General features: G+C 60.1%; 14 protein-coding genes and 1 tRNA gene. 6 read left to right on the plus strand and 9 right to left on the minus strand.

The window, feature by feature from the left end; genetic code table 11:
* The first annotated feature begins 24 nt into the window (after positions 1 to 24).
* Positions 25 to 112 (plus strand) — tRNA-Ser (locus tag VGU25_06130).
* Here the strand turns inward: VGU25_06130 and VGU25_06135 are convergent.
* The 3 genes from VGU25_06135 to VGU25_06145 form a co-directional block, all read right to left on the minus strand.
* Positions 113 to 1,456, minus strand: a complete 1,344-nt coding sequence (locus VGU25_06135; protein ID HEV2576770.1) for an amylo-alpha-1,6-glucosidase — start codon at positions 1,454 to 1,456, stop codon at positions 113 to 115.
* 164 nt (positions 1,457 to 1,620) lie between these two features.
* Entirely contained in the window at positions 1,621 to 3,090 is a 1,470-nt protein-coding gene (locus VGU25_06140) for a M20/M25/M40 family metallo-hydrolase (protein ID HEV2576771.1), read from the minus strand.
* Between the two features lie 143 nt (positions 3,091 to 3,233).
* The gene (locus VGU25_06145) at positions 3,234 to 5,249 is read right to left on the minus strand and encodes a glycoside hydrolase family 88 protein (GenBank protein HEV2576772.1); all 2,016 of its coding nucleotides are present in this window, start codon (positions 5,247 to 5,249) and stop codon (positions 3,234 to 3,236) included.
* Between the two features lie 173 nt (positions 5,250 to 5,422).
* On the opposite strand from VGU25_06145, the gene VGU25_06150 reads away from it, so the two are divergent.
* A complete protein-coding gene (locus VGU25_06150; protein ID HEV2576773.1) occupies positions 5,423 to 6,211 on the plus strand; it encodes a hypothetical protein in 789 nt (262 codons plus the stop codon).
* A gap of 154 nt (positions 6,212 to 6,365) precedes the next feature.
* Here the strand turns inward: VGU25_06150 and VGU25_06155 are convergent, their stop codons facing one another.
* Positions 6,366 to 6,632, minus strand: coding sequence for a hypothetical protein (locus VGU25_06155; protein ID HEV2576774.1), 267 nt, complete (start codon positions 6,630 to 6,632; stop codon positions 6,366 to 6,368).
* Between the two features lie 117 nt (positions 6,633 to 6,749).
* Here VGU25_06155 and greB point away from each other — a divergent pair, with 117 nt between their 5' ends.
* A complete protein-coding gene (greB, locus tag VGU25_06160) occupies positions 6,750 to 7,343 on the plus strand; it encodes a transcription elongation factor GreB (protein ID HEV2576775.1) in 594 nt (197 codons plus the stop codon).
* 106 nt (positions 7,344 to 7,449) lie between these two features.
* Positions 7,450 to 7,656 (plus strand): DUF6582 domain-containing protein, encoded by a 207-nt coding sequence (locus VGU25_06165; protein ID HEV2576776.1) that lies wholly within the window; start codon positions 7,450 to 7,452, stop codon positions 7,654 to 7,656.
* A gap of 164 nt (positions 7,657 to 7,820) precedes the next feature.
* On the opposite strand, the gene VGU25_06170 is transcribed toward VGU25_06165, so the two are convergent.
* Positions 7,821 to 9,851: a hypothetical protein gene (locus VGU25_06170; GenBank protein HEV2576777.1), complete on the minus strand. Its 2,031-nt coding sequence runs from the start codon at positions 9,849 to 9,851 to the stop codon at positions 7,821 to 7,823.
* Between the two features lie 368 nt (positions 9,852 to 10,219).
* Between VGU25_06170 and VGU25_06175 the strand changes: the two genes are divergently transcribed.
* Positions 10,220 to 11,422 (plus strand): glycosyltransferase, encoded by a 1,203-nt coding sequence (locus VGU25_06175; protein ID HEV2576778.1) that lies wholly within the window; start codon positions 10,220 to 10,222, stop codon positions 11,420 to 11,422.
* 84 nt (positions 11,423 to 11,506) lie between these two features.
* On the opposite strand, the gene thiS is transcribed toward VGU25_06175, so the two are convergent.
* Both thiS and thiD read right to left on the minus strand, forming a co-directional pair.
* Positions 11,507 to 11,728 (minus strand): sulfur carrier protein ThiS, encoded by a 222-nt coding sequence (thiS, locus tag VGU25_06180; GenBank protein ID HEV2576779.1) that lies wholly within the window; start codon positions 11,726 to 11,728, stop codon positions 11,507 to 11,509.
* Positions 11,729 to 11,738: 10 nt separating this feature from the next.
* Positions 11,739 to 12,590: a bifunctional hydroxymethylpyrimidine kinase/phosphomethylpyrimidine kinase gene (gene thiD, locus VGU25_06185; GenBank protein ID HEV2576780.1), complete on the minus strand. Its 852-nt coding sequence runs from the start codon at positions 12,588 to 12,590 to the stop codon at positions 11,739 to 11,741.
* Between the two features lie 184 nt (positions 12,591 to 12,774).
* Between thiD and VGU25_06190 the strand changes: the two genes are divergently transcribed.
* The gene (locus VGU25_06190) at positions 12,775 to 13,239 is read left to right on the plus strand and encodes a septal ring lytic transglycosylase RlpA family protein (GenBank protein HEV2576781.1); all 465 of its coding nucleotides are present in this window, start codon (positions 12,775 to 12,777) and stop codon (positions 13,237 to 13,239) included.
* A gap of 134 nt (positions 13,240 to 13,373) precedes the next feature.
* Here the strand turns inward: VGU25_06190 and VGU25_06195 are convergent, their stop codons facing one another.
* Together VGU25_06195 and VGU25_06200 are read right to left on the minus strand one after the other, a co-directional pair.
* Positions 13,374 to 14,282, minus strand: a complete 909-nt coding sequence (locus VGU25_06195; GenBank protein HEV2576782.1) for an arginine deiminase-related protein — start codon at positions 14,280 to 14,282, stop codon at positions 13,374 to 13,376.
* A gap of 205 nt (positions 14,283 to 14,487) precedes the next feature.
* Positions 14,488 to 14,667: a hypothetical protein gene (locus tag VGU25_06200; protein HEV2576783.1), complete on the minus strand. Its 180-nt coding sequence runs from the start codon at positions 14,665 to 14,667 to the stop codon at positions 14,488 to 14,490.
* Positions 14,668 to 14,690 lie beyond the last annotated feature (23 nt).

Genomic DNA, 14,690 nt, shown 5'->3' on the forward strand with positions numbered 1-14,690 from the left:
GATTCAAAGGGTCGGTCACCGACCGGAGAGATGGCCGAGTGGCTTAAGGCGCACGCTTGGAAAGCGTGTATACCGCAAGGTATCCAGGGTTCGAATCCCTGTCTCTCCGCCACTAACCCTCCGACTTAGCCCACGCCAGAAGCATCTCGATCGCTTGTCCCAGCACCCCAGCCGACCCCCTGAATTGTGCTGACCCGCGCGGCTGGTTGTCCCGCGTCCACCACTCGTGGAAGTCGCCCACGCGCTGCACCCGATCTACCATCGGCCGGACATTGCGGTAAGCCTCTTCTATCAGCCCATACCGAACAAGCTGCTGAATCATCCGCCCGCCGAACCACGTCCAGTCGCCGCCGTTCTGATACGTGTACGGCGCAGTCAGCTGTGGATTCTTGAAAAATCCCAACGGATACGGCGGATAGATCGTTAGCCCGATCGACCCGGCTCCCGCCTTGCGCACATCGTCCTCCATCCGCGCACACGCCGCCGCGACCTCCCGCCGCGACAGCAGATCGGCCTCAATCGCGACCGCCGTTCCGCCGTGGTAATAGATCGCATTCTCATCAAAATCAGCAGGGAAGGGCGACCCCGCGAGATACACATGCGGAATAAACTTCTGCCGCTGTTTGTCCCACAGGTGCTTCCGTATCGCCGCGTGCACATCCTTCCGGACCTTGCCCCAATGCGCCCGCTCGGCCGCATCCTCCAGCATCCCGACGTAGTCCGCAATCGCAATCAGCAGCATCGCATTTGCATAAATCGAACAGGACCGGTGAGAGCTCGCGTCCAGCACAACACCGCGCACGCCCTCCGGCTGCACGTCGCCCCAATCGATCGTCGTTCCGCCCCACACCAGCCCACGCTCCGCATCAAACCGTTCCGTCATCACATACTGGATCGCCTGGCCCATCCGTTCGCGAACCGTCGATCCTCCCACTTGCTCATCCAGAAAACGACGGTCGCCCGTGAACGCGATGTACTTCGATATCGCCTGAATCAGCGACGACTCCTGGTCCGTCTCAACCGAGTTCTTGCTCCCCACGTACCCCGGGGCCAGCGCAGAAGTCCTGTCGTTCACCGCCAGCCTCGACGTATCGCGCTTGATATAGCAATCGATGATGTCGCCCTTGGGCCCCTGAAACTTGAAGAACATCAGCAGCGCTTCGCGGAAAGGTTCCGGCGGCGTAACTTGAATCGCGACGCTGATAAACGTGTTCATGTCGCGTATCCACGTCGTCGGATATCCCTTGCCGGCATTCAGTCCACCCTTCAGCAGCGCCAGGGCCTTCGCATGCACATCCCGCAGCGAGTCATCCTGCAAAATCTGCTGCGCAAGCTGCTTCCGCGCCGGTGTATGCGCATCAGGGAAGGAACCCAACCCGCTCCCAAACATCCGCCGCGCCGCAACCGCTCCTGCCGCGAACGTGCCCATCCGTAAAGCTTCTCGACGATCGAACATGCTGAGCAAACTCTCCCTTGCCATTCCTTTATTTGTGCCGGTGCGTGAACTGCCACGTCCTACGCAGTCTATCGACTACCGTCACAATTGGGAAACCGGTCTCTGAAAAACCCAGCGAAACCTCGCCGCTCATCGGACTTCACACCCTGAGGCGGCAGTAATCGTCAATTCATCGAAAGCAACGCCGCCATGGTTTCTACTCCATCCCACAGGTTCTGCAGGCGCAGGTTCTCGTTTGCCGCATGCTGGTTGTCGTCGTAATTCGCGATCGGAACAGTAATGGTGCGAGTGCGGGCGGCACGCTCAATTGCTCCCAATGGCACACTGCCGCCCATCGTGGGCCACAGGACCGCTTCGCCACGAGCCTCGCGCACAGCTGCGATAACCGTTTGAGCAATGGGCAAATCCATGGGAGTGCGGACAGCGTTGTAGCCGGAACCATCGCGGACGACCATGGCGACGCGCGGATGGCTGGTCAGGATCTCCTGCGTTGGTTCGCGATCGACAACGAAATATCCGCGCGACCGGATGTAATCAATCACTCGTTGCTGCTGTTGGTTCCGGTCGATACCGACAACCAGCCTGAGATCAAGATCGGCGGTAGCAGTGCTGGGAATAACGTTGGCAGCCTGGGCTCCGGTCGCACCTGAAGCAAAGCCATCAATATTGAGGGAGGGTTCGTTGAGAAGCTTGAGGAGATGGCGCGGAGAGTTGTCGCTACGCCCCAGCCAGAACGCCGTCATGAGCATGCTGTCGTTCACGGGTGCGCGAGCAAGAGCCGCTTGCTCAACAGGGCCGAGCGGAACGATTCCATCATAGAAATGCGGAATCAGGACGTGCCCGTTCTCATCCTTCATCCCGGCAAGAAGCTGAGCGAGCATCATCGCAGGATTAGGCGCCCAATTGCCATAGTGGCCGCTGTGAAGGGGATGGTGAGGGCCGTAAACCGTGACCGCCAGATGCGTTTCGCCGCGTGCTCCGAAGACGACCGACTGTCGACCCGATTGGTCCACCGGCCCATCACAGATCAGCCACACGTCACCGTGGATCAGGTCGGAGTTGGCGGTGAGGATCTGTTCAAGGTGCGGGGAACCAGCCTCCTCCTCACCCTCCCAGACGAACCGGATGTTAGCCCGTAGCGGCAGGTGAGCCGAGCGCAGAGCATCAAGCGCAGTAAGCTGGGCGAAGATAGCGGCTTTGTCATCGCCGGCCCCGCGCGCATAAATGCGCTTCTCGCCGTTGACGGTGCGCACCGTCGGGGTGAAGGGTGTTGGAATGTCCCAATCGGCTGGGGTGACCGGTTGGCCATCATAATGGGCGTAAAAGACAATGGTGTGCGCCGCACCTGGTGTGTCGATACGCCCATAGACGACGCCGGGCGTATTGGCGTCGCCAGGCATCGTTAGGAGTTGCGCGTCGATACCGCGAGTGCGGAGTTGCTCGAGAAGGAAATTCGCATTCCGGCGAAGATCCTCGGGGCTGGCCGCGACATCGGGAATACTCAGGAACGCCGAAAACTTTCGAACAAGCTCGTCCGTGTGCACGGTCGTCCAGGATCGTGCAGCCGCAACGGGAGAAGAAGGGAGGTTCGACGTCTGGGCGCCGGCTGCTGCAACGAACAGTCCAGCGATCACACCCGAAACCAGAAAACCAAGTCGAGTTGAGCCGATCCGGGCCATCGGCCAAGACTATAACGAAGGGCATCGCTTCACCCGCTTAACCTTCGCCTCATGACGTTATGTCCGATAACACATATTCTGTATCGCGAGCGAATACCCTAGCGCCCATGGTCTAAAGAACGTGCCGATCGCCCTCCGGACCGGTCCACCGCCTGCTGCACCATCCACCGCGTCAACTGCTGCCCCGCCGCAAAATTCTGTTCCTCCAGCGGGTTCTTCCGCCCATCCGTGTACTCGTTGTAGACCCACGGATCGACGTTCGCGTACACCACGCCGCGGCCCATGTGCGTCAGCGTCATCAGCGTCTCGCCCTCCGCATCCGTACCATGCGCCGTCAGGATCACCTTCGCCGGCGTTGAAGCCGTAATCGTACAAACCTGCTTCATCAACCCCTTAAAGCTTTGGTTGAAGATCCCACCCGTACCCGCCGGCACCGGCACGATCGTATTCACATAGCTGTTGTTCAGCTCGTCCTGCTTCATCACCGGATTGAAGTGCACTCCAAACCGATCGCTCAGCAGATCGAAATGCACCTGGTCCGCCCGCTCGACATCGTTCTCCATCAGCACCAGCACGCCGCCGGCATTCACCCAGTCCACAATCGCGTCCGCGCTCTCCTGGTCCATGAAGTGTGCATTCGGGTTTAGCGCCAAATTATCCGGCGCGGCCATCACATACACTCCGACACCCTTCAGGTCCGCCGCGCGCGGCGCATGTTCCAGCATCTCCGTCCGCATCCCATACTGCCGGAACATCTCCCCCCACGCCGAGTACCCGCTGTTTGCCTGGTCGGTCCACTTGTAGTGCCACAGCTGCTCATTACCCGCCGGCGTCTTCCTCCTCTGCGAGTTGAACCACGCATCCAGCAGCACAATCTTGCCCCGCGCCGCCCCAAAAAGCGATCCCGCACGCTGGTGCTGTACCATCTCGCTCTCCGCCAGCAGATACGCTCCCACACCCTTCGCGTCGTTATCACCCACCGGCTCGCCAATGTAGTACTCGTACGTTCCGCTGCGATACGGTTTCCCGCCCAGCCCGGCGACCTTTACGGTTCCACTCAACGTGCCGTCCTGCTTCACAAACCGGCGCTGAATCCCCGTCCACCCCCGCTCCGCGGCATACTCATCGCTCAGCGGCAGCACTCCCAGCCGCACCGCCTTGGCAATCGAGTACACAAACATGCAGCTCGCCGAGGCCTCCAGATAATTGCCCCTCTGGCCGCCTTTCTCCATCACCTGCCACCACAACCCCGAGACCGGATCCTGGACCTTAATCACCGCCGCCAGCGTCTGCCGCGCGTCCTCCTCCAACTGCGCACGCTTCGGATCATCCGTCGGCATCTGCTCCAGCACATCCACCAGCGCCATCGAGTACCACCCCATCGCGCGGCCCCACACCTCCAGACTTAACCCCGTCTGCCTGTCCACCCAACCCATCTGCTTCGACTCATCCCATCCATGCCGCAGCAACCCTGTTCCAGGCTCACGCATGTGCTCGCTCATTATCAGAAGTTGCTCGGCGGCCGCATCCGCACCACCCTCAACCCCAAACTCCTGCGCATACCCCGCCATAAACGGCTCCGCCATATACGCGCCATCGAGCCACATCTGGTTCGGATAGATCTGCTTGTGCCAGTACCCTCCGCTCGCCGTCCTTGGCTGTTGCGCCATCTGCTCATCCAGAAACGCCGCCGCCTTGTAATACCTCGGCTGCAGCAGCACCTGGTACAGCACCAGCACGCTCCGCCCCATCTCGACGTTATCCAGCGAATGCGCATCCACCGGAAACGCCCCGCCGTTCGCCATGTGGATCGCTCCACCCGCATCCACCGAGCGATCCACCGCCGCCTTCACATAGCTGAACAGCCTTCCATCGCCCGTCACCCGCCACAGCGCCGTCACACCATCCAGCAACACACCTTCTTCGTACGCCCACTCGCCAGGATTCTTCACCGTATCGATGCGCCCATCGGGCCACTGGCTCAGCACCCGATCCAGCACCGGATCACTCACCGGAAGCCCAGTCTTCTCTGCCGTCGCAGCTCCCTGCTGTGCACCCGCCAAACCGCTCACACACCCGGCGATCACCATCGCTGCAACGCAAAGACGCATCATTCTTACCTCTCAGAATGTGAGCATACCCATCCCGAGCATCCCTTGCACATCCTGCGATTCGCTCGCTCTTGCTTCCTCCAATCGCAGGGTTTTGAAGCTATCCATTCTCCCCGTGATCTGTCTGGTTGTAGATTTATGCACAACATTCATTCTTTGTTCGGAGAGGAGCAGCGATGAACGCAGTCAAATGGGTTCTCATCGACTCAACGCAAGGCGCCACCACGCAGGACGGCTCGAAGCTCTCCCCTGCCGTTCTGAATCACATCGCGGAGGCAGTTCAGGACCAGGTCAACCAGGAGTTCGCCGCGGAGTGGGGTGCGAAAACAACGATACGGGTGGGCACCAAGAACGACATTCAGCCCGGCGAATGGGCCTATGACTTCTTAGCGAAACTGCCAGACGCTCCAAAAGATAGTGCGTACCATGACATCAATGGCAACGGTGTTCCCTTTGCCTTATGTGCCGTTACAACCTGCGGGAGTCTCCTCGGCCCCACCGGCGTAAGCGTCGATGCCTCTCACGAGATTCTCGAAACAGCAGGCGACGAGGGAGCAAACCAGTTCGCAAACGACAACAAAGGTTTGCTGCATGCCGTCGAGATGTGCGATGCCGTCGAGATGCAGACCTACCCCAAGAAGTGCAAGGACGGCACCGTCGTTCAAGTCTCAAATTGGCTGCTTCGTTCCTGGTTCGCTCCCGGAGCGGCCGCCCCGTATGACTACATGACCTCTGCAAAGATCAAGGGCGCAGTATCACCTCCCGGCCCACTCCAAACTGCGCCCGGGCACGGTGGTAATTACCAGATCATCAGCAAATGGGGTGGCGACAAGCAAGCCTTCGCTGCCGCAAACCACATCGTGGGCACACGTCGCAAAGGGAACGACCCTAACTGGAGTTCGCGCGCCGGCCGCCGCCTGAAGGAAATCCAGCGCCTGGACCAACTCGCGCGCCTGCGCTATTGATCACAGTGGTGTCGATACCGCTCGGATGCCGGGTGCCCTACATCAAAGCTTGGCAGTGTGTAGCCATCTGCTTTGACGCGTTAACGCGGACTTGCGGAGGGTCAACCTGGACCTGAATGGGCACGGATTCGCGAAGCGCGTTTATTAGAACGATTTACTTCAACGCGAGCGGGTGTTCGGATTCGACTCCGCTGAACTTGCCAACCGGAAATCTGCAGCCGGAGTGACTTTGCAGGTGTTCGATGTGAGCCCGGGCGCCGGTGCTGGATTCTTTCAACGCTTGCACCGGACCGTGACAATATTTGCAGCGCATGAGTTCGTCGCGCTCGGTGAGGGCTTCATACAGAGTGCACGGCAGCCAACGCCCGCGAACCTTGACCTCGCACTCCGTCATCACCGGCGGTTTCTTCTTGGTAGCCATCGATTGGTGAGATGCTCCTGAGCGCTATCAATATGACTGAGAAAATAGGGTTAGGCCGCAATTAGCGCGCATAGCTAAGCGCGCATAGCTAAATTCGAGGCAAAGGACCGCTGCGGAATGCGAAAAGGCTTTACGAGAAGACCGAAAATAGAGGAGCCCGCGGCGAACCACGGCAGAAACTACATCACTCCGGGCGGGCTCGAGCGCCTGAAAGCTGAGCGTCAATATTTGGCCACCAAGGATCGCCCCGCTGTGGTCGAGGTCGTGGCGTGGGCTGCGGGCAATGGCGATCGCAGTGAAAACGCTGACTACCAGTACGGCAAGCGACGACTGCGGCAGATCGACGGACGAATTCGCTTCCTGACCAAGCGAATTGAAGCCGCGGAAGTAGTCGATCCGGAAGCTCCGAGAACGGGCCACCGGGCCACGAGGGCGTTCTTCGGAGCCACCGTTCGCTATGCGAATGCCGCGGGGGCAGAGCGAGTGGTGAGCATCGTCGGCACAGACGAAGTCGATCTCGACCGCAACCATATCAGTTGGGCCTCACCGCTGGGGCGCGCATTAATGAAAGCGGCAGAGGATGACGAAGTTGCTCTTCATACGCCGGCCGGCACCGAAAGCCTGACCGTGCTGGAAGTGCGCTACGAGCGCATTTCTGTAGAACCTTTCCGCGAACCACCTGCGGCCGAAGCCTCGAACAAAGAGACTTGATCACTGATATCAGCGATGCCGATTGGCGCAGTCACCCGTGAGCCGGTCTTTGTTCTTACGATCCTGTCTACCTCAAGGCCGCATCTCATTCGGTCAGGAGGCAACAATGGCAAAACTCACGACGGCGAAGAAAAATGCTGAACCGAAGAGCGATTTTGGACTTCCGGGGGAACGCAAATATCCCATGCCGGACGCCGCTCACGCCCGCAATGCAAAGGCCCGGGCGTCGCAAGCGGAGAATGCAGGCAAGCTAAGTGCGGCCGACAAGAAAAAGGTCGACAGCAAGGCCGACAAGGTTCTCAAAGAGAAGTGAAAGAACTCAGGACTGAAATCGCCTACGTTCTCATCGCGTCCTGAACACTTGCTTCGAGTCACTGGCCGCTGGCACGCAGGGCCGTTGAGAGTCGACTCTCAACGCCGCTCGCCGGGTGTCCCAAATCCGCTTTTGAGATGTGGGTGCGGAACTCGTGCGCCGCTCTAATTTTTCCCTCCGAAGTAGCTGAATAGATTTGAATTGAAAGCAATTCCGAACCCGAAGGAGGGTATCAGAGCAGAAGTCGTCGGGACGGTCGTCCCTGAAAGCATCGTTGCCGTGGAACTACTGCATCCCGTCGTGGTGACGACTTGGACCTGCGTCGTAACACTGGCGCCATTAGAGGACGTCGTGACAGGGCCATAGGGCGTAGTGGTGGAGCTCGATGTTCCAAGCGATGGACAGAGCGAGATGTTCTGCGCCAGCGACGTCCGATTGGTAAGCGTCAAGCCGCCGAACAGGCTTACCCCGGGTGCAATGTCCCACTCGGGAGCTATAACAAAGACGCCCGCAGTGTTGACGGCCGTGCCTACCAACAGGCCCGGAGCCAGGTTTTGCGCAAAGCTGTGACGATCGTAGACATCAGTAGCGGGGCGTCTCTCCCCAAAGATCAGGCTCCGCCGATTGCGCGAGAAGGAATCTCGTCCAAGTGGATACCAGTTCACTCCGAGGATGCCGAACGTCTGAACAGGCTGCCGCTCGCTTTGGAAGGCGAAGGTCGCGGTGCTGTAAGTGGGAACGATCGTCTGAGTGATGGTTGTCACTGTAGAGCCCGTGGTGGTCGATGTGGTGGTCGTCGTTGTCGGACCGGTAGTCGAAGTCGTGGTGGCGGTTGAACCGGTCGTAGATGTAGCACCGGGAGCTATGCTGGTGGTGGTCGTGGTGGTGACAACCGTCTCCGGGGTGCTCTCGATGGAGTATGCATTTGCAGTCGCGCGAGCGGCTAGAAATCCTCCGACAGCGGCAAAATGGACGATCCGATGAAACGGGACGATGAAGGTCGCGGTATACGTTATGTTCTGCTTTTCGTCGATCTTTGTGGTGACTTGGACGGGATTGCCGGTTATGGTGGACGCCGTCTTCTGACTGCCGGGCGAGGCAGCCGCGGTTGGACTCGGGGCCTGTGTAGCCGGACAGCAGCAGCAACAGTTCTTCGGGCACGGTGAGCCGGTTTTCTTTCCAGAAGTGTCGTCCGGTTTCTTGGCGATGATTGGCGTCAGATTATCGGTGACGGTAAGAGTGAAATATTGCAGGCTATTACTGGTGACAGCAGGTACAGGCAGCACGATAAATCTCGGGGAGTTCGTGTAAACCGCATTGAGATACGGCACGACCTTGGTGGCCTGAGCTATATCGTTCGTGATTTTCTTTTCTCTGTTCTCGAGCGATGAGGGAGGTTTCAGGTTGTAGATGCCCGGAAATGCGGGCTGCCTCTCTCTGACCTGAGCATCGGCGGCCTGCACCACTTCCGTCGTGTACCAGGGCGACTCCGCATCCTCTGCAAGACGTATGTATAGCGAGTTTGCATCGGACTGGAGCGAGTCAATTCCGGCTTCGCTGTAGGCCTTTGAAAGCTTTATGGCCGGATCCTGCAATTGGGTGGCGTTCGCCACGGCATCATCGAAGAGCTTAGCGTCTAAAGCGGAATCATCATTAGGTGCTCCGCTGTTATGACTGAGGATTGTTGTGGTATCCGCAGAGATCGCACTTAAGAGAGGCGGCAAATCCCGATCCTTTCTCTCAAGTGGGGCAAGCCTCGCTTCAATTGCGGAATAGGTCTCGTAGTACGCGAGGGTATCCGAGGCCACTTTATTGGCCCACCTCTTGATTTCCTCTGGGCTCTGTCCAACGAATCCCGGACCCTTAGGGGCGGGAAGGGATGCGGCAGGTGCTTCCACATGTGCTGCGCCCGGTGGTCCGGCCACGGCAGGAATCGCCGCTCCTGCAGCGACCTCTACGCTCGCCTCTGGGACAGCAATGGAGAGAGGATTGAGGCTCGCGCTCGTCTTCAGGTGGGAATTGCACACAACGATCAGCAGTTTCTCTTTCGTGTATGCGGCAGGCAGGAAGGCGGCAGATGCCGGCATAAGCACAAGTTGGGTGCCCGGAGTGCGGAGGTTGTCGTACCAGTACAGCCGGCCGGTGCTCTCGTTGAACACGACGGCAAGAAAGTCACGATCCCCGCGACTACTCATATGGATACGTCTGAGGGGGAGAGGAGGCGGAGCGGGAGGAGGAGGGATAGATGGAATTGGGTCCGACAAGAAGAGAGTCTGGAGTCCCTCCTCGGTACAGTTCGTGGCCTGAGGAGGAAGTGCGTCGAAAGTTTGTGCCGCAGCGAAGGCACTAGAGGCGATCATGAAGGCGACCGCAAGGACATTAGATGAGCGAGGGAAGGAAACACAGAGAGGCATATCGTCAGCTCCAATATTGCTCAGGATGAGCGTACGGGCCGAAGAACCACTTCTGGAGAATCGCGATCAAGAGTAACAACGGGGCAGCCGTAGTCAAGGGAAATCATTCCCCCTCTTGCTAAACTCACCGAGAGCCCACCGCCGAACCAATGCAGATCGTCCAAACCGTCTTCGGCGTCTTCCATCACTTTGAACTCGCCCGCGAACTCGATCGCCGCGGCCACCTCCGCCGCGTCTATTCCACCTGGCCGTGGGCGCGCCTCAAGCGCGAAGGCCTCCCGCACAACAAGGTCGAAACCTTCCCCTGGCTTCACGTGCCTGAGTACCTGGCCAGCCGCGCCCCGGTAGACCTCACATGGCTCCGGGACCCGCTCGGCTATGCCAATGCCCTCGCCTTCGACCGCTGGACCGAACGCCGCCTCAAGCCCAGCCTCCGCCGCGAAGGCCCAATCGACGCCCTCATCGGCATCTCCGGCTCCAGCCTCCGCACCGGCGCTCTCGTCCAGCGCTCCGGCGGCGTCTTCATCTGCGACCGCGGTTCCACCCACCAGCGCTATCAGGAACAAATCCTCGCCGACGAGTTCCGCCGCTGGGGCGTCAACACCCCGCCCTCCGATCCCCGCGACACCCGCCGCGAGGAAGCCATCTACCACCAGGCCGACGCCATCACCGTCCCCTCAACCATGGCGGCGCGCTCCTTCGTCGAGATGGGCGTCCCTGCCGAAAAGCTCCACGTGATCCCCTACGGCGTCCGCCTCGAAAGCTTCCACCCCGTCGCCGACCCAGATCCAGCCACCTTCGATGTCCTCTTCGCCGGCGCCGTCGGCCTGCGCAAAGGCGTCCCCTACCTGCTCGACGCCTTCGCGCGCCTGCGTCACCCACACAAACGCCTGCGCATCGTCGGCGCAATTCAGGAAGACATCCGCTCCGTCCTCCCGCGCCTCCCCATGGAGAATGTCGAATTCCTCGGCACAGTTCCGCAGTCCGATCTCGCCCGCCTCATGAGCCAGAGCCACGTCCTCGTTCTGCCCAGCATCGAGGAAGGCCTCGCGCTCGTCCAGGCTCAGGCGATGGCCTGCGGCTGTCCTGTCCTCTGCTCCGCCAACACCGGCGGGGAGGATCTCTTCACCGATGGCGTCGAAGGTTTCATCGTCCCCATTCGCGACCCTGCCGCCCTCGCCGACCGCATGCAGCGCCTCGCCGACGACCCTGACCTTCAGCGCTCCATGCGCGCCGCCGCCCTCCAGCGCGTCCACACCATCGGCGGCTGGCAAGAGTACGGCGACCGCTGGGAGACCCTTCTCGCCACCCTGAAAGCGAGCACACCCCGTGTCCAAACCAGCGTCCTTTAGAATCAAGACTTTGCAAATTAAAGTCCAAGCCTAAAGTATCTCGAATCAAGACTTTGCACAAATTCAGGGGGAGGGGGGGTATTATCACCCTCCCCCAACAAAATGCACAACCTCGATGCGGTCGCTGTCTGCGACGGTCAGCTCGGCCCACTTCGTTCGCGGCGCAATCTCACCATTCAACTCAACGGCAATCCGGTCCGCGCGCAGCTCGAGCCGCTCCAGAACTGACGCTAGCGGCGCCGGTGAATCCATCCCATCCAGTGTGCGAGGCTGACCGTTCACCACCAGCCGAAGAGCCGATTCCATAGCATTCAGCCTAGCAGTTGCGCCGCCCCGCTCGCAGCGGCCACAGCAGGTCCAGCGGTCCGCGCCCATGTCCCAACCCCGGAGCCGACCTCAGCGCCTCCGCCACATAGGCCTTCGCCCGGCTGACCGCGACCGCCGGAGCATCGCCCAGGATCAGCCGCGACAGCAGCGCCGACGAGAAGGCGCACCCGGTCCCGTGAGTCGAGGTCGTCTCCACATGCTCGCCCGGAAATGCCTGCACCGCCCCGCCCGGCACCCTCAGCAGGTCCACCGGTTCCCTTTGATCCCCTCCCGTCGCCACGATATGCAACCGCGGGTGCCGCTTCCCCAGCACGTCGGCCGCCTCTCTGGCCTGCTCGATCGTCCTGACCGGCCTGCCGGCCAGGATGGAAAGCTCGGCCCAGTTGGGCGTAATCCACCCGGCGAGCGGCAGAAGCTCAGTGTGGATCCGCCGCTCCCCCTGCGACTCGAGAAGCTGGTGCCCAGAGCTCGAACGCAAGACCGGGTCGATCACCACAGGCACCTGATACGGGGCCGCCCGCAGGAAGGAGGAAACCACCTGCACGATTGCATCCGAAGCCAGCATCCCGATCTTTACGCCGGCTGCGGGCAGGTCCGCCGAAATGTGCTCCAGCGTTCGGAGAAGCCACTCCGGGTCGACTGCCCGAACCGCCGCTACTCCCATCGTGGACTGCACCGTCATCGCGCTGATCGCCGAGGTGCCGAAAATTCCGTGCGCCGCAAACACCGCCAGGTCAGCCGTCACCCCCGCGCCGCTCGACGGGTCGAAACCGGCAATCGACAGCGCCACGGCGGCAGGCCGATAGTGATTTGCCGGTTCGGAGTTCGCAGAGGGACGCAATCCTGACCTCGAGTCTGGGACTGTTTTTCCTAGCATACAAGCGGGGCGAGCGCAAGGTACGAAGGTAATGGAAAGTGGCTTTAGCTTGTTTGACTTAGGTGGGAGGAACCTAGACAATATATGTATGAACGATACCTCGAGAAGTTCCAGGCGAGGGATTCGGTCGAAGTGGATGCGTCGGCCTTTGCAAGCCGGCCTCCTGGCCGCAACCCTGGGTGTGACGGCAAGCATTATCGCCGCTCCCGCCAAAGACAACGGTCCAGTGCCGACCAACACGGTCAAGCAGCATCACTGGTATCAAATCGGCGAAGCTTCGTGGTACGGCTCTCATTTTCAGGGCCGTAAGACGGCAGACGGTGAAAAGTACGACATGAACGCCTTCACCTGTGCCCACCGCACACTCCCCCTGGGGACGTGGCTGCGCGTGACGAACCTTCGCAATCACAGATCGGCCTTTGTCCGCGTCAACGACCGCGGTCCGGTCCCAACCAGCCGTATTTTGGATCTCTCGTATGCGGCTGCCCACAAGATCGGCCTCTCTGGCCTGGCTCAGGTAAAGATTGAACGGGTCACACCGAACGATCCTGCCCTCGCCGACCAGCTAGTCGCCGAACTGGAAAAACCGGCGAACCCGATTACCGTCAGGTGAGTCGATAAAGGCAAGCTCAGACAGTAGAGTAACTTGGTCTGCTGCACTTAAAGTACTTCTATATCGTCTGAACGAAAAATAGGCCCCGCTCGGTGAAGAGCGGGGCTTCCCTCTTTGGACAAACCTTTAGAAACTCAGGCGGCTCGAACCGTCCGCACCACCCCGTGCGTGACCGGCAGATCGCTCAGGCGAAGTGCCAGCGCGCCCGCGCCACCGCCGCCCTTGATAAACTCGCTGAGTTCCAGTTGAACGACGTCGAAGTTCAGGTCGAAGAGCGTCTTCGCCAGCTCCGGGCTGACTTCGCCAGTAAACACAGTGCGGCCGATGTTCAGCGCGCAGCAGGCCATGCGAGTCGCGTCTGCTTCCGAGACGGCGATCCTGCGGTCCGCCGGATAGACCTTTTCGATTTCGGCGCGTGAAGCTGCGTCGAATGCTCCCGGGTAGTAGAGGAGAAAGCCTCCGTGCAGCGGCGTGAAGCAGGTATCCAGGTGATAGAACCGGGGATCGGTCAGGTGGAGCGAGTGCACCGGGACATGCCAGGCATCGGCGACGTGGGCGTGCGCGGCGCGGCATGTACGGACGCCATGGGCGGCCCAGAGCATCTTGCCTTCGTCGTCGAAGGCGCTGTCGCCCTGGCCCTCATAGGCGGTCTCGCGCGGCGTCTCCCAGAGCAGGAAGCCCTGGTTGATGAGCCATTGCTTCAGGAAGACGGTCTCGGCCCGGCGCTGTGTCGGGCTGAAGCTGGACACGGCGGCAACGCCATGATGAATCAGGGCGCCGTGGCCCAGGAACGTCATGTCCGGGCAGCCAGGCTCGGGATGAAGGAGTCTTACGTCGGCCACGCTGTGGAGGACGTTGTAGAGGCTTTTCCACTGGGCGAAGGCGAGATCGCGCGACGACCGGTTCACGTTTCCGGCCATCCATGGATTCAAAACGTAATCCACCCCGTACCATTCCGGCGGGCACATCAAAAAAGTTGGGCGGGTATAGTGAGGCGTTGAATCGAGGCTTTCCTGCTGTACTACCGTGCTGCTTGTGGCCATATGTACTGATTCCCTACTTTCCGTCAGGGAGTCTGCCTCCGGCCAACAACCTTCGTCAAGTGGCTCTCTGCGGAAGTGGGTGCCTCTTTTGGGGACACCCCTCCCACTTTTGATGCAAACCAATGAAAAGGGCCGCCTTAGCGGCGGACCCTCTTGTGCAAATCGATGAGCGGTTTTCGAACGATTTACAGGTTCTGGTAGAAATTTACAGCTTCTCGTAGAAGTCGCAGGCCGAGCAGGAGATGTAAACTCCGCCTGGAACGCCGCGCTCGCGGTCCTTCACGCGCTTCACAATGCGCGTCGGCTTCGAACACTTCGGACAGTCGGTGCTCTTCTGTGTATCCATGACCTTCTTGCGGTCACCGGTCTTGGCAATCTTCGCCATGTCTCTCTCCTGCAAAACTCAAA

Source organism: Acidobacteriaceae bacterium, assembly GCA_035944135.1.
In the GTDB taxonomy this organism is placed as follows: domain Bacteria; phylum Acidobacteriota; class Terriglobia; order Terriglobales; family Acidobacteriaceae; genus Granulicella.